General features: G+C 63.2%; 20 protein-coding genes. 9 read left to right on the plus strand and 11 right to left on the minus strand.

What is annotated here, in order from left to right:
* Positions 1-54: 54 nt before the first annotated feature.
* The 7 genes from nirB to IF103_RS06220 all read left to right on the plus strand — a co-directional run bounded on the left by nirB (position 55) and on the right by IF103_RS06220 (position 6580).
* On the plus strand, positions 55-2607 hold the full coding sequence (gene nirB / locus IF103_RS06190; RefSeq protein WP_202675938.1) for a nitrite reductase large subunit NirB: 2553 nt from the start codon (positions 55-57) through the stop codon (positions 2605-2607).
* Entirely contained in the window at positions 2607-2969 is a 363-nt protein-coding gene (gene nirD / locus IF103_RS06195) for a nitrite reductase small subunit NirD (protein ID WP_023379206.1), read from the plus strand. The genes nirB and nirD overlap by 1 nt, the downstream gene beginning before the upstream one ends.
* Positions 2970-3038: 69 nt before the next feature.
* Entirely contained in the window at positions 3039-3971 is a 933-nt protein-coding gene (pcaQ, locus tag IF103_RS06200; protein WP_104882075.1) for a pca operon transcription factor PcaQ, read from the plus strand.
* A gap of 344 nt (positions 3972-4315) precedes the next feature.
* Positions 4316-5062, plus strand: coding sequence for a BamJ family beta-barrel-assembly machinery protein (gene bamJ / locus IF103_RS06205; RefSeq protein ID WP_023379209.1), 747 nt, complete (start codon positions 4316-4318; stop codon positions 5060-5062).
* Between the two features lie 273 nt (positions 5063-5335).
* Complete coding sequence (locus IF103_RS06210; protein ID WP_202675939.1) at positions 5336-5776, plus strand: YkvA family protein; 441 nt, start codon at positions 5336-5338, stop codon at positions 5774-5776.
* Positions 5777-5876: 100 nt separating this feature from the next.
* Positions 5877-6215 (plus strand): helix-turn-helix domain-containing protein, encoded by a 339-nt coding sequence (locus IF103_RS06215; protein WP_023379211.1) that lies wholly within the window; start codon positions 5877-5879, stop codon positions 6213-6215.
* Positions 6212-6580, plus strand: a complete 369-nt coding sequence (locus IF103_RS06220; protein WP_023379212.1) for a hypothetical protein — start codon at positions 6212-6214, stop codon at positions 6578-6580. The genes IF103_RS06215 and IF103_RS06220 overlap by 4 nt, the downstream gene beginning before the upstream one ends.
* Here the strand turns inward: IF103_RS06220 and IF103_RS06225 are convergent.
* A complete protein-coding gene (locus tag IF103_RS06225; RefSeq protein WP_027906888.1) occupies positions 6562-7518 on the minus strand; it encodes an EAL domain-containing protein in 957 nt (318 codons plus the stop codon). The two genes, IF103_RS06220 and IF103_RS06225, sit on opposite strands and share 19 nt — an antisense overlap.
* Positions 7519-7636: 118 nt before the next feature.
* A complete protein-coding gene (locus IF103_RS06230; protein WP_023379217.1) occupies positions 7637-9718 on the minus strand; it encodes a carboxy terminal-processing peptidase in 2082 nt (693 codons plus the stop codon).
* 143 nt (positions 9719-9861) lie between these two features.
* Between IF103_RS06230 and IF103_RS06235 the strand changes: the two genes are divergently transcribed.
* On the plus strand, positions 9862-10824 hold the full coding sequence (locus IF103_RS06235; RefSeq protein WP_023379218.1) for an NAD(P)H-quinone oxidoreductase: 963 nt from the start codon (positions 9862-9864) through the stop codon (positions 10822-10824).
* Positions 10825-10929: 105 nt separating this feature from the next.
* Here IF103_RS06235 and IF103_RS06240 read toward each other — a convergent pair whose 3' ends face one another.
* From IF103_RS06240 to IF103_RS06265, 6 genes are all read right to left on the minus strand, one after another.
* On the minus strand, positions 10930-11583 hold the full coding sequence (locus tag IF103_RS06240; protein ID WP_023379219.1) for an HAD family hydrolase: 654 nt from the start codon (positions 11581-11583) through the stop codon (positions 10930-10932).
* A 12-nt stretch (positions 11584-11595) separates the two neighbouring features.
* Positions 11596-12585 carry an ABC transporter ATP-binding protein gene (locus tag IF103_RS06245; RefSeq protein ID WP_023379220.1) on the minus strand — a complete coding sequence of 330 codons (990 nt, stop codon included), beginning with the start codon at positions 12583-12585 and terminating at the stop codon, positions 11596-11598.
* A 1-nt stretch (position 12586) separates the two neighbouring features.
* Positions 12587-13381, minus strand: coding sequence for an ABC transporter permease (locus IF103_RS06250; RefSeq protein WP_023379222.1), 795 nt, complete (start codon positions 13379-13381; stop codon positions 12587-12589).
* Positions 13371-14210 (minus strand): ABC transporter permease, encoded by an 840-nt coding sequence (locus tag IF103_RS06255; protein ID WP_023379223.1) that lies wholly within the window; start codon positions 14208-14210, stop codon positions 13371-13373. The genes IF103_RS06250 and IF103_RS06255 overlap by 11 nt, the downstream gene beginning before the upstream one ends.
* Positions 14207-15013 (minus strand): alkaline phosphatase family protein, encoded by an 807-nt coding sequence (locus IF103_RS06260; RefSeq protein ID WP_023379224.1) that lies wholly within the window; start codon positions 15011-15013, stop codon positions 14207-14209. The genes IF103_RS06255 and IF103_RS06260 overlap by 4 nt, the downstream gene beginning before the upstream one ends.
* A 149-nt stretch (positions 15014-15162) precedes the next feature.
* Positions 15163-16221: an ABC transporter substrate-binding protein gene (locus IF103_RS06265; RefSeq protein ID WP_023379225.1), complete on the minus strand. Its 1059-nt coding sequence runs from the start codon at positions 16219-16221 to the stop codon at positions 15163-15165.
* Positions 16222-16549: 328 nt separating this feature from the next.
* On the opposite strand from IF103_RS06265, the gene IF103_RS06270 reads away from it, so the two are divergent.
* Entirely contained in the window at positions 16550-17263 is a 714-nt protein-coding gene (locus IF103_RS06270) for a UTRA domain-containing protein (RefSeq protein ID WP_202675940.1), read from the plus strand.
* Between the two features lie 37 nt (positions 17264-17300).
* On the opposite strand, the gene IF103_RS06275 is transcribed toward IF103_RS06270, so the two are convergent.
* The 3 genes from IF103_RS06275 to IF103_RS06285 all read right to left on the minus strand — a co-directional run bounded on the left by IF103_RS06275 (position 17301) and on the right by IF103_RS06285 (position 21094).
* On the minus strand, positions 17301-19454 hold the full coding sequence (locus tag IF103_RS06275; RefSeq protein ID WP_023379227.1) for a mechanosensitive ion channel family protein: 2154 nt from the start codon (positions 19452-19454) through the stop codon (positions 17301-17303).
* Positions 19455-19498: 44 nt separating this feature from the next.
* The gene (locus IF103_RS06280; RefSeq protein ID WP_023379228.1) at positions 19499-19666 is read right to left on the minus strand and encodes a hypothetical protein; all 168 of its coding nucleotides are present in this window, start codon (positions 19664-19666) and stop codon (positions 19499-19501) included.
* A gap of 138 nt (positions 19667-19804) precedes the next feature.
* Positions 19805-21094, minus strand: coding sequence for a M18 family aminopeptidase (locus tag IF103_RS06285; protein WP_202675941.1), 1290 nt, complete (start codon positions 21092-21094; stop codon positions 19805-19807).
* Positions 21095-21108 lie beyond the last annotated feature (14 nt).

Below are 21108 nucleotides of genomic sequence, written 5' to 3' on the forward strand. Positions count from 1 at the left end.
AAAGGCGCCTGGAGCTTCGGCTCCAGGCGCTTTTTTTTTGATCGAGGATCGGCTATGAACGCAACAGCGAACGGCGGGCAACGAGAGCGAGTGGTGATTGTCGGCAACGGCATGGTCGGCCATCACTGCGTCGAGCAACTGATCGAACGTGGCGCCCTGGCGCGCTTCGAGGTGCGGGTGTTCGGCGAAGAGCGCCAGCGTGCATACGACCGTGTGCACCTGTCCGAGTACTTCGGCGGCAGCTGTGCCGAAACCCTGGCCCTGTGCGAACACGGGTTCTACGGCGACAACGGTGTGCACCTGCATCTGGGCGAGGCGGTGCTGCAGATCGACCGCGAACGCTGCGAAGTGGTCACCGCCGAAGGCCGTTACGGCTACGACCACCTGGTCCTGGCCACGGGCTCGTATCCCTTCGTGCCACCGATCGAAGGTTCCAGCGGCAATGCTCGACTGGTCTATCGCACCCTCGACGACCTGGACGCCATTCGAGCCGCCGCCAGCGGTGCCCGTCGTGGCGTGGTGGTGGGGGGCGGCCTGCTTGGCCTGGAAGCGGCCAATGCACTCAAGTCACTGGGCCTGGAAGCCCATGTTGTCGAGTTCGCCCCACGGTTGATGCCGGTGCAACTGGACGGCGAGGGCGGTGCTGCGCTCAAGGCACGGATCGAAGCGTTGGGCGTGGGCGTGCACCTGTCCCGTGCCACCCAGTCGATCAGCGCCGGCGAGGCTTATCGCTACCGGATGAACTTCGATGGTGGGGAACACCTGGAAACCGACCTGATCGTATTTTCTGCTGGTATCCGCCCGCAAGATGCCCTGGGGCGGGCCTGTGGCCTCGAGATCGCCCCACGCGGTGGGGTAGTGATCGACAGCCACTGCCGCACCAGCGACCCGCGCATCTTCGCCATCGGCGAGTGCGCTTCGTGGAATGGCAGCATCTTCGGTCTGGTTGCCCCCGGTTACAGCATGGCCCGTAATCTGGCGGCGCTGCTCACCGGTGAGGCGGCCGCCGAGTTCGGCGGTGCCGATATGTCGACCAAGCTCAAGCTGCTGGGGGTCGATGTCGGCTCCATCGGCGATGCCCACGGCGCCACCCCAGGGTCGCGCAGCTACCGCTTCATCGACGAGGCCACCGCCGCCTACCGCCGTCTGGTGGTCGATGCCAGTGGTAAGCGCGTGCTCGGCGCGGTGCTGGTTGGCGACAACAGTTACTACGACACCCTGTTGCAATACGCCCAGAACGGCATTGCCCTGCCAGCGGACCCCGCGGGCTTGATCCTGCCGCAAAGTGCCGGCGCCCCAGCGCTTGGGGCCGACGCCTTGCCTGACAGCGCGACGATCTGTTCCTGCCACAATGTCAGCAAGGGCGCGGTCTGCGCAGCCATCGACAGCGGCTGTAGCGACCTGGCTGCCCTCAAGGGTTGCACCAAGGCTGCGACCGGTTGTGGCGGCTGCGCGGCCCTGCTCAAGCAGGTCTTCGAGCATGAGTTGACTGCCCGTGGCGTCACCGTCGACAAGCGTCTGTGCGAGCACTTCGCCTACACCCGCCAGGAGCTTTACGGTCTGGTCCGCGTCGAAGGTATCCGCACCTTCAATGAGTTGCTCGAACGCCATGGCAAGGGCCCTGTCGGCTGCGACATCTGCAAGCCGACGGTGGGCTCGATTCTCGCTTCCTGCTGGAACCAGCCGATCATGGACCCGGCCCTGGTGCCGCTGCAGGACACCAACGACACCTTCATGGCCAACATGCAGAAGAACGGCACCTACTCGGTGGTACCGCGCATCCCGGGCGGCGAGATCACCCCCGACAAGCTGATCGTGATTGGCCAGGTGGCGAAGAAATACGACCTCTACACCAAGATCACCGGCGGCCAGCGTATCGACCTGTTCGGTGCCCAGTTGCACGAACTGCCGCTGATCTGGGGCGAGCTGATCGACGCCGGCTTCGAGACCGGCCATGCCTACGGCAAGTCGACCCGTACGGTGAAGTCGTGCGTCGGCAGCACCTGGTGCCGGTATGGCGTGCAGGACAGTGTGGGCATGGCGCTGCGCCTGGAAGACCGCTACAAAGGCCTGCGATCGCCGCACAAGCTCAAGTTCGCAGTGTCCGGCTGCACCCGCGAATGCGCCGAAGCGCAGAGCAAGGACATCGGCGTGATCGCCACCGACAAGGGCTGGAACCTATACATCTGCGGCAACGGCGGCATGCGACCACGTCATGCCGAGCTGTTCGCCACCGACCTCGACGACGAGACATTGGTGCGCCTGATCGACCGCGTGCTGATGTTCTACATTCGCACCGCCGACAAGTTGCAGCGCACTTCGGTGTGGCGCGAAAGTCTGGAAGGCGGCCTGGACTACCTCAAGCAGGTGATTCTCGACGACAGCCTGGGGCTGGCCGCCGAGCTGGAGGCGCAGATGCAGCATGTGGTCGACCAGTATGAGTGCGAATGGGCCAACGCCCTGAACGACCCCGAAAAGCTCAAGCGCTTCCGTACCTTCGTCAACGACCAGCGGCCCGACCCGGACGTGCATTTCGTTCGTGAACGCGATCAGCGCCGGCCTGCCGCACCGTTGCATTTGATCCCCACCGCCGAGGAGGCTGTCTGATGAACCTGTCCAATGCTGCTGTCGCCAAGCAACCGAACTGGCAAACGGTCTGCCAGGCCAATGACCTGGTCGCCGATTCCGGCGTTGTGGTGTGGTTCGACGGAGCCCAGGTGGCGCTGTTCTATCTGCCAGGCCAGGTACAGACGTTGTACGCCGTGGACAACCGCGACCCACGTTCCGGGGCCAACATCATCGGCCGCGGACTGGTGGGTAGCCTGCAGGGGGAGTTGGTGGTGGCGGCACCGTTGTACAAGCAGCATTTCAGCTTGAAAAGCGGTAGATGCCTGGAAGACGACGACCAGCGGTTGCGGGTATGGCCGGCACGCTTGAACGGTGAGGCGGTGGAGTTGGCGGTGGCCTGACGGTCGATTGCTGGCTGCGCTGGGGCGTTCGCGGGTTATCTACGTTCGTCAATGCGGTAAGCTTGCCGCATGAACCTCGATACCCGCATCAAGTACCGCCACCTGCTGTGTTTCCTGGAGATTGCCCGTCAAGGCAGCCTGGCCAGGGCTGCCGACATTCTGGCCATCAGTCAGCCGGCGATCTCCAAAACCCTCAAGGAGCTCGAAGACCTGCTTGAAACGCGGTTGTTCGAACGTAGCCGCCAGGGCGTCGAACTGACACCGGCCGGCGCACGCTTCATGCGTTACGCAGGCCCCAGCGTGCAGGCGTTGCGCGATGGGGTTAGCAGCCTTCGCGGTGAGGCGCGGGCACCTTCGCAGGTGCGCATCGGCGTCTTGTCCACGGTCGAAGGGCTGTTGATGCCCGAAGTGCTGTGCCGGTTGCATCAGCGGCACGAGGCGCTGGTGATCAGCGTGGTTACCGGGGTCAGCGCGCAATTGCTGGGGCAATTGCACCTGGGCGAGCTGGAACTGGTGGTCGGGCGCATGACCGACAGCCCGCAGATCCAGGGCTTGTCGTTCGAGCATCTGTACAGCGAGTCGATGAGCCTGGTGGTGCGGCCCGGCCATCCGCTATTGGCTACAGCCCCGCTGGAGCGCTCGCAGGTCGGGCGTTATCCCTTGGTGTTGCCGCCGGCAGGCACGACCATCCGCCAGCACGCCGACAGCCTGTTCGTGCAATGCGGCATCCAGATGCCGGCCCAGCGCCTGGAAGCCCTGTCGCTGGCGCTGAGTCGGCGTTATCTGCTGGGTAGCGATGCGGTCTGGGTGGCACCGCGCGATGCGGTATTGCTTGACCTGCGCCGTGGCGAACTGGTCGAACTCGACCTGGGCGTGCGCGAGCCGGGCGGCTCGGTGGGCATCTGCCGTAATGCCGCCTTGCCGCAGAGCCTGCCGGGGCAGTGGGTATGCGAGGTGTTGCGAGAGGTGGCGGGGCAGTATCGGGAGGGTGAGTATCCCTGAGGCTTGCCGGGAGGTATTGAGCGTCATTGAGATCGAGCGCCGCCGGGGCGGCGCATCGCGAGCAACGCTCGCTCCTACGGTTATCCGGATGCACCAAACCCTCTTACAGATCCGATGACGAGCACTCTCGGAAACCCTGGAAACATATCGCCATAAAAATCCGGCAGAACCGGTGCAACGGGTCAATACTGGCCATTTACCGCACCCCCATGATGAAGATGTTTTTAATCACTGAACTTCCAAGGCCAAACCCGCTCTTATGCCGGTAGCCATTGGTCATGGCCGCCTGCTAAGCTCGCGGCTTTACCCTGATTGCCCTCATGGCGCATGAACAAGGAAATAGCATGAAACAGCATCGTCTGGCGGCTGCGGTTGCCCTGGTAGGCCTGGTACTGGCTGGCTGCGACCAGCAGGCCAGCACGCCCGAGCTGAAGACTCCGGCACAAAAAGCCTCCTACGGTATCGGCCTGAACATGGGCAAGAGCCTGGCTCAGGAAGGCATGGAAGACCTTGATTCGAAAGCCGTTGCCCTCGGCATCGAAGACGCCGTCGGCAAGAAAGAGCAGCGCATCAAGGACGAAGAGCTGGTAGAAGCCTTCACCGCGCTGCAGAAGCGCGCCGAAGAGCGCCTGGCCAAGGCCAGTGAAGAAGCTGCCTCCGCTGGCAAGAAATTCCTCGAAGAGAACGGCAAGAAGCCAGGCGTAATCACCACCGCTTCCGGCCTGCAGTACGAAGTGGTCAAGAAAGCCGATGGCCCGCAGCCCAAGCCGACCGATGTGGTTACTGTCCACTACGAAGGCAAGCTGATCGACGGCAAGGTGTTCGACAGCTCCGTCGAGCGTGGCAGCCCCATCGATCTGCCGGTCAGCGGCGTGATCCCAGGTTGGGTCGAAGGCTTGCAGCTGATGCACGTCGGCGAGAAGTACAAGCTGTTCATCCCGGCTGAGCTGGCTTACGGCGCACAGAGCCCGAGCCCGCTGATCCCGGCCAACTCGGTGCTGGTGTTCGACCTCGAACTGCTCGGCATCAAGGACCAGAACCAGCCGCAAGGCGAGGCTCCGGAAGCTCCGGCTGAAGAGCCTGCCAAGTAAGAGCCTTCGCGCTACGAACAACGCCCCGTCCTGACGGGGCGTTTTCGTTTGAGTGGGGGCGAACCTCGTGCCGGGTGAACGGTCCGAGCAAAGGCGAGGGAACGAAGTGGGATGCGTCTGACGCAAATCGTTTGCGGATCTGAAACGACTGTGTAAAAAACGCCCGATCTGAGTGCCGCCCTTGCCTCATGGGCACCTGACGTCGGAAACTTCGCCCTGTTCACAAGGTTATCCACAATAAATGTGGATAACCCATTCGCTGTTGGAGGCTCCATGAGCGAACCTTGGAATTTCGCCCGTTTCCTGCCCCTGGCCGAGCGCCTGCTCAGCCGTGGCCGGTTACCTGCGCTGCTGTTCGCCGTGGCCCGGAAGGGGCCGCGCCTGGGGCAATTGCGTGAGGACGTCAAACTCTTGCAGTCGCTGTGCCTGGCCTGGTGGCGCGGCGAGTATCGCGCTATCAGTCCCAGGGCTTTGGTCACGGTGGTGGCGGGGCTGCTGTACTTCGTCAGCCCTATCGATGCCATTCCGGACTGGCTGCTGGGCGTGGGTTTTCTCGACGACATCGCCGTGCTGGGCTGGGTGCTCAAGACCGTGGCCGATGAGCTGGCACGCTTCAAGGCCTGGCGTGACAGCCAGTCACCCGAGCGCCTGAGGGTGCTCGAACGCTTGCCAGATACCCCGCAAGCGCTGCGCCTAGAACGGAATAAGCACTGAAATCAACCTGATCTGCACAGACTCCCAAGCTTGGTAATATAATTGGCATAAGGATTATGCCTACGGATTACATGCCGTAATCCTACGTGAGGGGGTTGTAATGGGTATTCAGGTTATCAGCCGGGACGGTCAGCCCGAGTACGCAGTCGTTCCATGGGAGCAGTATCAGGCGCTGCTCAAGGCCGCCGGGCAGGCGCCAGCGGTCGCCAGCGTCGCAGCCAGCGAGGACGACAAACCGAGCGCCAGGCTGCCGGATTTCAGTGAGGTTGCCCAGTTGCGCCAGGCCAAGGGCCTGGCACCTGAGCAGTTGGCCCGTAATGTCGGCGTCAGTCCGGCGTATCTGGCCATGATCGAGTCGGGAGAGCGCCAGCCAGACGCTGCGATTCGCCGCGCTCTGGCCTGGCATCTGGGGGTGGCCGGCTGGAGCGAGCCATCATGAGTCAGGTCAGGATCAGCCGCCAGAATTGGGATCACCTGCTGAGCGAGCTTGACCTGGCCCGACGACAGCGCCACTTGCTCACCTACCGCGCCCTGATCGAGCGCCTGCAATTGCCCAGCCCGGCCATGCAGACACTGACCGCCGCGCTCGAGTACCTGGCCGTGCTGGATGCTCGCGCCGAGCAGCCGCTGCGCAGCTCGCTGGTGATCAGCCAGGGCGCCAGCCGACTGCCGCGTACCGGGTTCTTCGAATGCGTCGAGCGCCTGGGGCGGTTTTCCGGACCGGTAGATGGGATGGAGGCAGCCTCCTGGCATGCCTCGGAGGTGGTTCGGGTGTTCGAGTACGCTTACCCCGAAGAGGCGTGAGGTATCGGTACTGGCGCTATCGTCGGTACCGACATCACACTGCGATGAATCTGGCCGCAGGGTTTGCCATCCCCATCGAGCACCGCCAGTGTTTCAAGGTGGGCATGGCGGCGGAACGCATCGAGCATCTGCCCAACCGTCGCATTCAGGCTCACGCTGGGGCGTTCGCTCGGGCGCGTGTGCAAGGGCACCGGCAGGTTGTCCTTCATCCCAAACTCCAGCGGTCTCCCCAACAGATACCCCTGCACCAGGTCCACCCCCATCTCCATCAACACCGCCAGCTCTTCGGCCAGTTCTATACCCTCGGCGATCACCTGCGCCTTCGAGGCGCGGGCGATTTGCAGAATCGAACCGACGAATTCGCGCTTTAGCGGGTCGCAGTGGATACCGTCGATGAAATGGCGGTCGATCTTGACGTAGTCCGGGCGCAGTTCCGACCACAACCGCAGGCTCGAATAACCGGCCCCGAGGTCGTCCAGGGCAATGGAAAAGCCCATGTCGCGGTAATGGTGCAGTGCATTGAACAGCAGCTGGAAGTCATCGGTGGGCGTTTGCTCGGTCAACTCGATCACGACCCGGCTGGGCGACAGCCCCAGCTGTTCCAGCAGCTTGAGGGTACGGCCGGACGGGTAGTGCGGTTCAAGCAGTGACTCCGGCGAGATGTTCAGGAACAACTTGCCTTCAAGGTTCTGCTCGCTGAAGCGGCGGCAGGCGCTTTCCCGGCAGGTGGCTTCCAACTCGGTCAGGCGGCCTGCCTGGCGGGCGATGGTGAACAGGTTAAGGGGCGAATGCAGCGGGCTGTTGGACGGGCCACGGCTCAAGGCCTCGTGACCGAAAATGCGTCCATCGTTGGGGCTGATGATCGGCTGGAACAGGCTGTGAATACTGCGATGAGCCAAGATGGCGCTCAAGGCACTGAGCTGTTCGGCGACGGTCATGACGGTTTCCTGAAAGTGAAAGGGCCGGACGTTTTCACGCCCGGCCCTCTTATTTCACGACAACCCGATGACTGTTTAATGACAGGTCGCATTATTCTGCCATTACCGCATCGTTCCCTCAGTGCTTGGCCACCGCCGAGCTCAGGCTCAGGTAGTCGAGCAGGATGCGACCGGTTTCGGACAGGTAGGCGTCATCTTCCGGCTTGGTGTTCTCCTCCTCGGCCGGCAGGGCGTCTTCATCCTCTTTCTTCAGCTCCTTGAGCGGTTCCTCACCCTTGGCCTTGCGGCGGATGTTCTCCAGCGCCAGTTGCTTGCCCTCGATCTCGTCGTGGCGGGCACGGCGTGTCTGCTCGTTGAGGCTGACGGTTTTCTCGTTCATCAGCTTCTGGGTCAGCGCCAGGCGGTCACGGATATAGGTGAACTCCGCATCCTTGGCGCTGCGTGCTTCATGCTGCGCCTTGAGCTGGGACAGGAACGGCTTGAACGGGTCGGCAGCAGGCCTGACCACCGGACGGATGGTGTCCCACGGCATAGCCTCGGGCAGGGCGCTCTCGCCGATTTCCTTGGTGTCGATGATCGACGGGTAGTCGATGTCCGGCAGCACGCCCTGGTGCTGGGTGCTCTGCCCGGAAACCCGGTAGAACTTGGCCAGGGTCAGCTTGAGCTCGCCATGGTTGAGCGGCTGGATGGTCTGTACCGTGCCTTTGCCGAAGGTCTGGCCGCCGATGATCAGCGCACGGTGGTAGTCCTGCATGGCGCCGGCGAAAATCTCCGAGGCCGAGGCCGACAGCCGGTTGACCAGCAGCGCCAGCGGGCCTTTGTAGAAGGCACCTGGGTTCTCGTCCTCGAGCACATCGACGCGGCCGTCACTGTTACGCACCAGCACGGTCGGGCCTTTCTCGATGAACAGGCTGGTCAGCTCGGTGGCTTCCTGCAACGAGCCACCGCCGTTGTTGCGCAGGTCGATGACCACGCCGTCGACTTTCTCTTTCTGCAGTTCGGTGAGCAGTTTCTTCACGTCGCGCGTGGTGCTCTTGTACTCGGGGTCGCCTGCGCGGTAGGCCTTGAAGTCCAGGTAGAACGCTGGGATCTCGATGATGCCCAGTTTGTACTCACGACCGTCCTGCTTGAGCTTGAGCACCGACTTCTTCGCCGCCTGCTCCTCGAGCTTGACCGCCTCGCGGGTGATCGAAACGATCTTGCTGGTCTGGTCGTTAGGCGCGTTGCTGGCCGGGATGATCTCCAGGCGCACCACCGAGCCTTTCGGGCCACGGATCAGCTTGACCACTTCGTCCAGGCGCCAGCCGACCACGTCGACCATTTCCTTGTTGCCCTGTGCTACGCCGATGATCTTGTCGGCCGGGGCCACCTGCTTGGTCTTGGCCGCGGGGCCAGCCGGTACCAAGCGCACGATCTTGACCTGGTCGTTGTCGCTTTGCAGCACCGCACCGATGCCTTCGAGCGACAGGCTCATGTTGATGTCGAAGTTCTCCGCGTTGTCCGGCGACAGGTAGTTGGTATGCGGGTCGTAGGACTGGGCGAACGTATTGATGTAGGCCTGGAAGATATCTTCGGCACGGGTCTGATCCAGACGCGCCAACTGGTTCTTGTAACGCTTGGTCAAGGTTTCCTGGATCTGCTTGGGATCCTTGCCGGCGATTTTCTGGCGCAGCACTTCGTCTTTCACGCGCTTGCGCCACAGGTCATCGAGCTCGGCCTGGTTCTTCAGCCACGGTGCATCCTTGCGATCGACCAGCAAGGATTCGTTGGCAGTGAAGTCCATCTTGTCGACACCTTTGGCCAGTTCGGCCAGGGCGAAGTCCAGACGCTGTTTCACGCGGTCCAGGTAACGCTTGTAGATGGTGAAGCCTGGGTCGAGGTTGCCGCTCTTGAGGAAATCGTCGAATTGCGTTTTCCATTTGTCGAATTCGGCAATATCGGCCGCGGTGAAGTAGCTGCGCGCAGGGTCCAGCAGCTTGATGTAGCTGTCATAGATGATGACCGAGCGGGCATCGTCCAGTGGCGGTTTGCTGTAATGGTGCCGCTTGAGCAGCTCCACCACGTTGAGGCTGGCGACGATTTCGTCGCGGTCCGGCTGCAGGCTGTCCCACTTGTTGGCGGCCGCCGCATTGCCGCCGAGCGTAAGGCTACCCAGGCCAATCATCAGGGCCAGGGCGGTGCTTGGAAGGAAATGCTTCATGCTGATTCGACGTGGAGGCAATTGATCACGCATAGTAGGCCGTCTTTTCCGTTCGCCGGTTCCATCAGAGCCGGACGCATACTGCAAAAAGCCTGGGAAATGCTTGCCCAGGCTCAGTCATATGATTCAACTATGGAGGCACTGTGAAGGCATTGCAAGGCGTTGACGGACATGTGGCCTGGGTCGAGGCGCAGCGCCCGACCTGTGACGCCGGTCAGGTACGTATTCGCGTGGCCGCTGCGGGGCTGAATCGAGCCGATTTGCTGCAAATGAAAGGTCTTTACCCGCCACCGCCAGGCGCCAGCCCCTACATGGGCCTGGAGTGCTCGGGTGTGATCGAGGAAGTGGGTGCCGGCGCCGACTGGCGCATCGGTGACCGGGTCTGCGCGCTGTTGGCCAGTGGTGCGATGGCCGAGGAAGTGGTGGTCGATGCCCGCCATGTGCTGCCGGTACCCGAGGGCCTGAGCCTGCATGAGGCGGCGGCCCTACCCGAGGTGTACGCCACGGCCTGGCTGAACATCTTCCAGCTCGGTGCGGCCAAGGCCGGTGAGAAGGTGCTGGTGCACGCCGGGGCCAGTGGTGTGGGTTCGGCGGCAATCCAGTTGGGCAAGGCGTTCGGCAACCCTGTCTGGGTCAGCGTTGGCTCCCAGGACCGCCTGGCCTATTGCCAGGCGCTGGGCGCTGCAGGTGGCGTCGTGCGCAACGCGAACCTGGAAGACCTGGAAGGCTTCGGGCCGTTCGATGTGATCCTCGACCCGGTGGGCGCCAGCTATGGGGAGTTGAACCAGAAGCTGCTGGCCCGCGATGGTCGATGGGTGATCATTGGCCTGATGGGCGGGCGCAAGGTCGAGTTCGACCTGGCATTGGTGCTGGGCAAGCGTCTGCAGATCACCGGTTCCACGCTGCGTAACCGGGACGATGGCTTCAAGGCCGAGCTGCTGCGTGAGCTGCAACAGCAGGTGTGGCCGCTGTTTGCCGAAAAACGGTTGTCGCCGCAACTGGTCGACACCTACCCCGTGGAGTTTGCCCAGGCGGCCTATGCCGAGCTTGAGAGCAACCAGGTATCGGGCAAGCTGGTCATGGTGATCGACCCAAGCCTGGCCTAAGCAGGCTCTGCCCTTTCGCGGGTAAGCCCGCTCCCACAGGATAAACTGCGGTCCCTGTGGGAGCGGGTTCCACCGCGAGGAAGCTGGTACAGCTCACCTGGCGCTTCAGGCCCAGCTCAGTACCGGCCAGCCATTGGTCTGGGCATGCTCCCGCAATACCGAGTCCGGGTTCACCACGTGCGGGTAGTCCACCTTCAGCAGCAGCGGCAAATCGTTGCGCGAGTCTGAATAGAACGTCGCTCCTTCAAGATTCTCCTGCTCCTGGTCCAGCCACTCCAGCAGCCGCGTGATCTTGCCCTCGCGGTAGGTCAGCACCCCATGGGTCTTGCCGGTATACACCCCGTTCACCGCCTCCAGTTCGATCGCCAGGTATTCGTCTACCCCCAGCCGCGCCGCAATCGGCCCGACCAGATGGGTGCCCGAGGCGGAGATGATGAGAATACGGTCGCCACGCTTGCGGTGCTCGGCAATGCAGCGGCACGCATCGCCGAAGATGATCGGCTCAATCACGTCCTCGACCCAAGGCTCGACCAGGTGCTCGACCTCTTCCAGGGTGCGTCCGGCAATCGGCTCCAGGCTGAAGGCCATGTAGTCCTCCATCGCCAGGTGGCCTTTGCCGTAAGCCTCCATCAGTTCATGGTCGCGCTTGAGGAACGACGTGCCGTCGACCCAGCCGAGGCGGGCCATCTGCTCGCTCCATAGCGACGCACAGTCGCCGTGGATGAGGGTTTCGTCCAGATCGAAAATTGCCAATGCCATAGCGGTAATCTCCTAGGCCACTTCGCGCAGCGCCGTGGGGTCGATCGACAGCGAAACACGCTGGCCGTCGGCATGCAGATCCGCCGACGAACGATTGAGCACGTCCACCACCAGCTCCACATCGCGTACCTGGACCCGGTAGCGGATCACATTGCCGAGCAGGCTGTGGCTGCGTACCTCGCCGTCCAGATCGCCATCTGTGCCCAGGGTGATGGACTCCGGACGGATCGCCAGGCGGCTGTTCACCGGGCGCTGCAGTAGGCGGCTGGCGCTGTCGGCGTCCAGCAGGTTGTAATTGCCAATGAAGCCGGCGGCGAACAGGTCCACCGGCGCGGTGTAAAGGGTCTCGGCATCGCCGCTCTGGACGATGCGCCCCTGGTTCATCAGGAAGATGCGGTCAGACATCGTCAACGCTTCCTCCTGGTCGTGAGTGACGAAAATCGTCGTCAGCCCCAGTTCACGCTGGATGGCGCGGATCTGCTCGCGCAGGTGCTTGCGGATGCGCGCATCGAGCGCCGACAGCGGTTCGTCCAGCAGCAACAGGCGCGGCCGGGTCACCAGCGAGCGGGCCAGGGCCACACGCTGGCACTGACCACCGGAAAGCTGGTGCGGGTAGCGCCCGGCGAAACTGCCCAGCTCCACCAGCTCCAGGGCTTCGCGCACCCGAGCCTGGCTTTCTTCGGCGCGGACCTTCTGGATACGCAGGCCGAAGGCGACATTCTGCTCCACGGTCATGTTGGGGAACAACGCATAGCTCTGGAACACCATGCCGATCCCGCGCTTCTGCGGGCTCAAGGGCACCAGGTCCTGGCCATCGAGCAGGATCTTGCCGCTGTCCACCGGGGTCAGCCCGGCAATGCAGCGCAGCAGGGTGGACTTACCGCATCCGGACGGACCGAGCAGGGTGACGAACTCGCCACGTTCGATCTGGCAGTCGATGTCGTGGAACACCGGGCTGCCGGCGTAGCTTTTGTGCAGTTTCTGTACGCTGACGAAGCTCATGTCAGGTTTTGTCCTTGTTCAGTCGGTTGGCGACCCAAGTCAGTACCAGCACAAAGGCGAAGTACGAGATCACCAGCGCGCTGTTGAAATGGCCGCTGCTGTTGCGCATGTTGTTCAGGTATACCTGCAAGGTCTCGTAGCGCGTGCCCACCAGCAGGTTGGCGAACACGAATTCGCCGAACAGGAACGAAAACGACAGCAGCAGCGCCACCATCAGGCCTTTGCGCAGGTTCGGCAGTACTACCAGGAACGCCGCCTGCCAGGTACTGGCACCCAGCAGTTGCGCGGCGTCCATCAGGTCGCGCAGGTTGATGGCCTGCAGGTTGTTGGTGATGGCCCGGTACATGAAGGGCAGGGCGATGGTGAAGTAGCAACCGATCAGGATCCACGGCGTGCCGACCATCGCCATCGGCCCGCTGCCATACAGCTGCAGCAGCCCCACCGAAGACACCACCGGCGGCACCGCGAACGGCAGCAGGATGAGGATGTTCATCAGCGCGTCGAGCTTGGGGAAGTGGTAATGCACCACGAACAGCAGCGGCAGGATCAGCACCACCGACAGCACCAGCGCACCGATGCACACCAGCAGCGACTGGCCGAAGGCGGCCAGGAAACGCGGTTCGCTCCACAGCGCCACGTACCACTTCAAGGTCAGGCCACTGGGCAGCAGGCTGGCCGACCAGCTGGTGGCCAGCGAGTAGAGCAGGGTGCCGGCCAGCGGCAGCAGCAGGATGAGAAACAGCAGGTACACCACGACGCGGTGGTAGAGGCTGCCGCGGGCAGATTCAGCGCGCATGGTAGCTCCTTTTCAGCAGCCATTGATGGACCACGGTCACAAGGGTCATCAGCCCCACCAGCACCATCGCCAGGGCACTGGCCAGGTTCGGGTCGAGGGTGATGTCACCGGCCACCAGCGCCGCGATGCGGATCGGCAGCACGTTGAAGTTGCCGGTGGTCAGGGCGTAGACCGTGGCGTAGGCGCCCAGGGCGTTGGCCAGCAGAATGACGAAGGTGCCCAGCAGTGCCGGGGTCAGCACTGGCAGGCCGATGTGTCGCCAGTACTGCCAGGGGCTGGCGCCGAGCAACGCGGCCGATTCGCGCCAGTCCTCGCGCAGGGCGTCGAAGGCGGGGTAGAGCAGCAATACGCCCAGCGGGATCTGGAAGTAGGTGTACACCAGGATCAGGCCGCTCTTGGAATAGATGCTGAAGTCCTCGAGCAACCCGACCTGCTTGAGCAGCAGTGTCAGCGCACCGTTGAAGCCGAGCAGGATGATGAAGGCGAAGGCCAGGGGTACCCCGGCGAAGTTGCTGGTCATGTTGGCGAACGCGCTGACGAAGTCGCGCAGGCGCGAGTCCACCTGGCGCAGCGAGTAGGCACCGAGTGTAGCGACAACGATGCCGAACAGGCTCGACCAGAAGCTGATTTCCAGGCTGCGCTGCAATGCTTGCAGGTAGAACTTCGACGCGAACACTTTGCTGAAATTCTCCAGCCCCCAGCCGGCTTCCGATTGCACGCTGTTGAGGGCGACCCAGCCCAGCGGGGCGATCTGGAACACGATGAAGAACACGGCGAACGGCAGTAGGCAGAGCAGGGCCAGGTAACGACCGCGATGGCTGGCATTCACTTGAGAAGCTCCCGGCACACGGGTTTGTCGTGGGGGGCACCCAACAGTTCGCAGAGGGTTCCGCACAGCTCGGTCTGCAGCGGCTTGGCCGCCGGGTCGAGGCTGAAGGCTTCGCCGAAGACGAACAGCGGCACTTCGCGTTCCTCGGCCAGCAGGCCATTGTGCGAGCGGTCGTTGTTCATGCCGTGGTCGGCGGTGACCACGACCTGGTAGCCCTCTTCGAGCCAGCGTGGCAAGTAGTCGGCGAGCAGGATATCGGCCGAGCGGGCAGCGTTACGGTACTGGCTGCTGTCCAGGCCATGGCGGTGGCCGGCGTCGTCGATGTTCATCGGGTGCACCAGCAGGAAGTTGGGCGCATGGCGGCGGCGCAGGTACTCGGCGTCGGCCAGCAGGTGCGAGTCAGGGTAATGGTCGGCCCAGTAGAACAGGCCGTGCTGGATCGGCAGCTTCGGCGCATGGGTGTGGCGGTCGCGCAGCGGGTCGAACGGCGAACGGTTGTACAGCTCGCTTATCCAGTGGTAGGCCGCCGCCGCCGTGCCCAGTCCCGCCTCGCGGGCATAGTGGAACACACTGCGCTGGTTGGACAGCCGGTTGACATTGTTGTGCACGATGCCGCTCTCGATGGGCGGAACACCGGTGAGGATGCACTCGTACAACGGCCGCGACAGCGAGGGCAACTCGCATTCCACGCGGTACAGCGCGGCGCGGTCGGCTTCGACGTAGGCATGCAGGTGACCCATGGCATGGTAGGCCACCTGATGGTTGAGGCCGTCGAGCAAGACCAGTATGACGTTGTGGTTCATTCAACACTCCAGGCAAGGGACCGGGGAGGACCATGCCCTCCGATCGCCGCTCCCACAGGCTTCCCGTCGTCCGCTGGGGCGACGCAACGACCTGTGGGCGCGGCCGTGCGTCGCGACGGGCCGCATAGCGGCCCCAGACAGCGAGTGCCTCACTCCATCTCGATGATCACTTGTTCCTGCCACATCTGCGGCAGTTTCTTCGAAGTCGCCTCCCAGGCCTCGGCGTTCTTGATTGGCTGGGCCGCCTTGTACTGCTCGTTCGGCAGCAACTTGGCCTGCACATCTTCCGGCAGCTTCAGGTGCTCGGCACGGATCGGCCGTGCATGGCCCTTGGCCAGGTTGATCTGCCCGGCATCGCTGAAGATGTATTCACGCGCCAGCTTGGCGGCGTTGGGGTGCTTGGCGTACTTGTTGATGATCGTGGTGTAGCCGGAAATCACCGAGCCATCGGACGGTATCAGCACTTCGAAACGCTTGGGGTCGATCTGCTCGCGGTAGCTCAGACCATTGAAGTCCCATACCACGCCCACTTCCACCTCGCCCTTCTCCAGGGTCTGGATGGTCGGGTTGGCCAGCGACAGGCGTTTCTGCTGGGCCAGCTTGGTGAACAGTTGCAGGCCCGGGGCCAGATTGCTCTCGTCGCCTTTGTAGGCAATCGCCGCAGCCAGCACGCCGTTGGCCGCTTGGGCCGCGGTACCGACGTCGCCGATGGCGACCTTGTACTTGCCTTTTTCCAGGTCATGCCAGGAGGTTGGGCGTTCGCCTTCCTTCACCAGGTCCTTGTTGATGATGAACGCGATGGTGCCGGTATAGGCCAGGGCCCAGTGGCCGTCCTTGTCCTTGGCCCACTCCGGTACCTGGTCCCAGGTGCTTGGTTTGTAGGGTTGGGTTACGCCCTTGGTGGTGGCGATGGGGCCGAAGGCGGCCCCGACGTCACCAATGTCGGCGCTGGCGTTGTCCTTTTCGGCTTCGAATTTGGCGATTTCCTGGGCCGAGCTCATGTCGGTGTCGCTGTGCTTGAGACCGTACTTACTGGCCAGGTCTTCCCAGGTGCCTTTCCAGTTGGCCCAGGCATCGGGCATGCCCACGCTGTTGACGGTGCCTTCCTTGCGGGCGGCCTCTTCCAGGGCCTTGAGGTCCGCGGCCATGGCCGAGGTGCAAAACGCGATGGCCGAACCGAGCAGTGACGCCATGAAGAACTTTTTCATCCGAAGCTCCTTGGGTGAGTGCTTAAGCGATCGTTGTTATGAGTGAAACCTGTGCTTGAGGACCGTTGGTCTAGGTCAGCAAACCTTGAGCCAAGGTAGGCTGCTTGCGTGACAGTTTGATGTTGGGGAAGGCCGATTTGGGCTGGCGTGGCTTCCTGGAACTACAGCGTAGACCAGATGGCGGCCCTGAATTTGCTGGCTTGGCCCGGATCTGGCAACGCGCTGTCAAAGCCTTTGTCACAGGATGTTCATCAGCCCTGCCTAGGCTTGCACTATTCTCCAGATGCCCTGTTATGGGGCTGGACTAGTCCAGATAGGTAACCATTTGATGCAGTCGACGCCACCGCGTGCGGTAACAGCCATCTGTCACGCCCTGCAGGAGCAGATCGAGCACGGCCTGCTGGCGCCGGGTGGCAAGCTGCCGGCGGAACGCAAGCTCAGCGAGGTGTTTGCCACCACCCGCATCACCCTGCGCGAGGCCTTGGTGCAGCTCGAAGCCCAGGGGCTGATCTACCGGGAAGAGCGGCGCGGCTGGTTCGTCGCCCCGGAACGACTGACCTACGACCTGATCGAACGCAGCCACTTCCACGCCATGGTGCGGGAGCAGGGCAGAGAGCCGCGAACCCAGTTGTTGTCGGCACGCTTGCAGCCCGCATCGGCCGCCATCTGCGCCCGCTTGCGCTTGCCAGCGTTGTCCAGTGTGGTGCGCATCTGCCGTTTGCGGCGCATCGATGGGCGTGCGGTGCTGTATGCCGAGCATTACCTCAACCCCAAGTACTTCCCCGATATCCTCGAGCAGGACCTGGCCCAGTCGCTCACTGAAATCTACGGGCGGGTATACGGGATCCGCTATGGGCAGGTCTGCTTCGAGATCTTGCCAACGGCCTTGCCAGTGGATGCGGCCAGCGCGCTGAAAGTGTCCGCGGGCAGCCCGGGGCTGCACATCACCCGGGTCAACAGTGACCAGCATGGGCACCTGATCGACTGTGACCTGGAGTATTGGCGCCACGATGCGATTCGCATTCGGGCGCAGGCGGGGTAGGCGGTGGCCCTTTCGCGGGTTTACCCGCGAACAGGCCCTAACTGGAAGCGCTGGCCTCGCTGACGCCACCCCCGCCTGCCGTCACCACCTGTACCGACAGCCGCGGCGTCGCCAGGTCCAGCCCCGCCTCGTCCAGTTGCCGTTTCAACGCCAGGTTGAATGCCCGCGACACTTCCCACTGCTTGATCGGCGCGGTCTTGAACCGCGCCCGCAGAATCGCCGAGCCAGACTCGAAGCTCTCGACACCCTGCAACTCCAGCGGCGACCAGATGTTACGGCGCATCAGCGGGTCGTTGCGCAGCTTCTGGCCTACCTCGCGGATCAAGCTGATGGCCTGGTCGATGTTCATGCTGTGGGGAATGGCCACACGGAAAATCGCATAGCCGAACTCCCGCGAGTAGTTCTTGATGCTCTTGATCTCACTGAAGGGAATGGTGTGCACGATGCCGTCGATGTCCCGTAGGCGCACGGTGCGGATGGTCAGGCCTTCCACGGTGCCCAGGTGCCCGCCGACGTCCACGTAGTCATCGATGGCCAGCGAGTCCTCGATGATGATGAACAACCCGGTGATCAGGTCGGCCACCAGCGATTGGGCGCCAAAACCGATGGCCAGGCCAATCACACCGGCACCGGCCAGCAGCGGGGTGACGTTCATGCCCATGTTGGCCAGGGCCACGATCACCGCGATGATGAAAATGGCCACGAACATCACGTTGCGGATCAGTGGCATCATGGTTTGTGCACGGGCGTTGGCCATGCCCCGGCGCGAGCGTACCAGCGCGTGGTGCACGGCGGTATCGGCCAGGATCCAGACCAGCCAGGCGGCAATCAGCGTACCGGCCAGGCCCAGCAAGCGCAGGCTGACCTCGTGGCCCTCGCCCTCGGCGAACCCGATCATCGACAGGCCCCACACCCGAAGGCCCAGCTCGATGAACAGCAGCCAGATGAACAGATGCACCAGGGCATAGCCGAAATTGCGCAGTCGCTCGGTGTAGACGGCCTGGCGTTTGTTGGCGCGTTTCGGGTTGGCCGCGTGGCGGCGCACCAGGCCGTTGAGCACCATGCATACCACCACCAGTACGGTGCACATCAGCGACTGGCGCAAGGCAGTGCTGGTGTCGCCGGCCGAGACGAAGGTGGCGAACAGCGAAATGGCCACCAGGATCAGCGCCGGGATGAACCAGAAGCTGCCGAGGATCTCGATGGTATCGCTGAGGGTGCGCCGGGTCAGGCGCCGGGACAGCGGTTGGTTACGGATCAGGTGGGCGATCGGGCGTCGGAAGCGCAGGATGAACAGCCCGGTGCACAATGCCGCGATCACGTTGGCCAAGGTCGCCAGGGCGTGGGCCAGGTGGCTGCCCAGGGCGGCGGTCAGGCGAGGGTCGCTCATCGCCTCGCCGAACGCGGCGAAACTGCCGATTAGCCACAGCGGGCGGAAGGCCTGGTGACGCAGGATGTGCAGCGCGCGGTGGCGGTGCGGGCCGTCGAGCAGCGAAAAGGCGATGACGCAGATGGCCGAGAAACAGGTGCCTACCACCAGTGCGTAGGCCAGGACCATGGCCATCGACTTGCCCAGCGAGGGGGGCAGGGCAAAGCTCAGGTAGACGGTGAAGATCAACGCGACCAGCCAAGGTCCGAGTTTGCGCAAGGCAAAACGCACCAGGTCCCAGGTGCGCGGGTGGTGGGGCAGTTCCTCGGTCAGGCCAAAGCGCACGCGCACGCGGTGGCCAATCCAGTTGAAGGCATAGGCCAGCAGGCTCCACACCGCGATGACGGCGGCAAAGCCAAACAGGATGGCGGGCCACTGGTGCACCGGCACCATCAGTGCCGTCAGCTCGGCCTGGGCCTGGTCGATCTCCTGGGACCAGCGATTGAACGGGCTGGCATCGCCGCTGAACTGCTTTTCCAGATCGTGCAGCGCACCGCCAATCAGCCCCAGCACGCCTTGTTCCACGGTGGGTTGCGACTGTTTCGTGGCATCGCGCAGTTTTTTCAGGTCGGCCAGCAGTTTGGCCCGCTGCTGGTCGTTCTCCAGGTTCTTGATGACCTCGTCCAGCGACTTGGCCAAAGGTTCGCTGGCTTCGGGTTGCGCGCTCGCGCTCGAACCCAGCAGGCCGGGAAGCCCAGCGGCCTGGACCGGGGTGATGAACAGAAACAGCAGGAAGGTCAGGCAACGCAGGAGGGCAGGCACCGGTAAATCTACCTCAGGTCAAACGATTGACCGAGTGTAGAGGTTTATGACGGCAGTTGCTCCAGGATCTTCCAGCAGGTGAGGCCGAAGATGCCAAGGGTGCCGATCCACATCATCAGTACACCGATGTTGCGCTCGCGCAGGCTGAAGCCGATGGTCAGCAGCATCAGGAACAGGAAGACAGGGACGAACAGGGACAGGAAGGGGGACATGGACAGCAATCCTTGTGCTTTGGGGCATGTCTTAAGCATAGCGGTTCAAGCGGGTTGGGGCTTGATCTTGAGCAGGTCCGGGCTGATCGCCGACAAGCCTCGTCCTGTGGGATCGTGCTTGCCGGCGATGTGTCTGGCTCAGGGCAATTCGCGGCTGCGGTAGAACGCCGTCAGTACCTTCACCAGGTGCGCCAGGTCATGGCTGCCGCACAGCTCGCGGATCGAGTGCATGGCGAAGGTCGGCAGGCCGATGTCGACCGTGCGTACACCCAGATGGCTGGCGGTGATGGGGCCGATGGTCGAACCACAACCCATGTCGCTGCGTACCACGAAACTTTGTACCGGTACTTCCTCGGCCATGCACAGGTGGCGGAAGAAGCCGGCGGTTTCGCTGTTGGTGGCGTAGCGCTGGTTGTTGTTGACCTTGATCACAGGGCCGGCATTGAGTTTCGGGCCATGGTTGCCATCGTGCTTGTCGGCATAGTTGGGGTGTACGCCATGGGCATTGTCGGCCGAGACCATCAGCGAGCGCTGGAGGGTGCGCACATAGTCGTCACCGTCGGGCAGCAGGCGCTGCAGGGTCTGCTCCAGCATCGGGCCGTCAGCGCCGCAGGCCGAGCACGAGCCAACTTCCTCGTGGTCGTTGCACACCATTACGCAGGTTTCGTCGCTGTCGGCGGCCAGCAGGGCCTGCAGGCCGGCGTAGCACGACAGCAGGTTGTCCAGGCGGGCACCGGCGATGAAGTCGCCGTTCAGGCCGACCAGTGCGGCGTCCTGGGTGTCGTAGAAGCTCAGTTCGTAATCCAGCACCACGTCGGCATTGAGGTCGTGCTCGCGGGCCAGCTGCTCGGTGAGTACGGCGCGGAAGTCGATACGCTCGTCGCCCGCCACCTGAGCCAGGATCGGCGGCAGTTCGTTCTGCGGGTTGATCGCCCAGCCCTCGTTGGCGGTGCGGTTCAGGTGGATCGCCAGGTTGGGGATGATCGCGATCGGCAACTTGAAGTCGATCAGTTGGCTTTCGACCTTGCCGTCGCGGCGGAAGGTGACCCGCCCAGCCAGCGACAGGTCGCGGTCGAACCACGGGGCCAGCAGGGCGCCGCCGTACACTTCGACGCCCAGTTGCAGGAAGCCCTGGCGCTGCAGCTCGGGCTGCGGCTTGACCCGCAGGCAAGGGCTGTCGGTATGGGCGCCGACCATGCGGATACCGCCCAGCAGGGGCGATTGCTTGCCCAGCTTGACGGCGATGATCGATGAGTCGTTGCGGGTTACGTAGTAGCGCCCACCAGGCACGGTGGCCCAGCTGTCGCGTTCGTCCAAGCGCTGGTAGCCGGCCGCCTCGAGGCGCTGGGCCAGGCTGGCGGTGGCGTGGAAGGGCGTCGGGGAGGCCTTGAGGAATTCGATCAGGCCGGCATTCAGGGAATCGCGCATAACTCACTCCAGAC

Source organism: Pseudomonas sp. SK2 (genome assembly GCF_016772395.1).
Classification (GTDB): domain Bacteria; phylum Pseudomonadota; class Gammaproteobacteria; order Pseudomonadales; family Pseudomonadaceae; genus Aquipseudomonas; species Aquipseudomonas taiwanensis.

What these genes read in the sequence shown, in the direction of transcription:
- IF103_RS06260 (WP_023379224.1), bottom strand. Translation starts at nt 15,013, where the DNA reads ATGAACCACAACGTCATACTGGTCTTGCTCGACGGCCTCAACCATCAG.
- IF103_RS06210 (WP_202675939.1), top strand. Translation starts at nt 5,336, where the DNA reads ATGAGCGAACCTTGGAATTTCGCCCGTTTCCTGCCCCTGGCCGAGCGC.
- IF103_RS06280 (WP_023379228.1), bottom strand. Translation starts at nt 19,666, where the DNA reads ATGTCCCCCTTCCTGTCCCTGTTCGTCCCTGTCTTCCTGTTCCTGATG.
- pcaQ (WP_104882075.1), top strand. Translation starts at nt 3,039, where the DNA reads ATGAACCTCGATACCCGCATCAAGTACCGCCACCTGCTGTGTTTCCTG.
- bamJ (WP_023379209.1), top strand. Translation starts at nt 4,316, where the DNA reads ATGAAACAGCATCGTCTGGCGGCTGCGGTTGCCCTGGTAGGCCTGGTA.
- nirD (WP_023379206.1), top strand. Translation starts at nt 2,607, where the DNA reads ATGAACCTGTCCAATGCTGCTGTCGCCAAGCAACCGAACTGGCAAACG.
- IF103_RS06245 (WP_023379220.1), bottom strand. Translation starts at nt 12,585, where the DNA reads ATGAGCTTCGTCAGCGTACAGAAACTGCACAAAAGCTACGCCGGCAGC.
- IF103_RS06250 (WP_023379222.1), bottom strand. Translation starts at nt 13,381, where the DNA reads ATGCGCGCTGAATCTGCCCGCGGCAGCCTCTACCACCGCGTCGTGGTG.
- IF103_RS06230 (WP_023379217.1), bottom strand. Translation starts at nt 9,718, where the DNA reads ATGAAGCATTTCCTTCCAAGCACCGCCCTGGCCCTGATGATTGGCCTG.
- IF103_RS06265 (WP_023379225.1), bottom strand. Translation starts at nt 16,221, where the DNA reads ATGAAAAAGTTCTTCATGGCGTCACTGCTCGGTTCGGCCATCGCGTTT.
- IF103_RS06225 (WP_027906888.1), bottom strand. Translation starts at nt 7,518, where the DNA reads ATGACCGTCGCCGAACAGCTCAGTGCCTTGAGCGCCATCTTGGCTCAT.
- IF103_RS06220 (WP_023379212.1), top strand. Translation starts at nt 6,212, where the DNA reads ATGAGTCAGGTCAGGATCAGCCGCCAGAATTGGGATCACCTGCTGAGC.
- nirB (WP_202675938.1), top strand. Translation starts at nt 55, where the DNA reads ATGAACGCAACAGCGAACGGCGGGCAACGAGAGCGAGTGGTGATTGTC.
- IF103_RS06240 (WP_023379219.1), bottom strand. Translation starts at nt 11,583, where the DNA reads ATGGCATTGGCAATTTTCGATCTGGACGAAACCCTCATCCACGGCGAC.
- IF103_RS06285 (WP_202675941.1), bottom strand. Translation starts at nt 21,094, where the DNA reads ATGCGCGATTCCCTGAATGCCGGCCTGATCGAATTCCTCAAGGCCTCC.
- IF103_RS06215 (WP_023379211.1), top strand. Translation starts at nt 5,877, where the DNA reads ATGGGTATTCAGGTTATCAGCCGGGACGGTCAGCCCGAGTACGCAGTC.
- IF103_RS06270 (WP_202675940.1), top strand. Translation starts at nt 16,550, where the DNA reads ATGCAGTCGACGCCACCGCGTGCGGTAACAGCCATCTGTCACGCCCTG.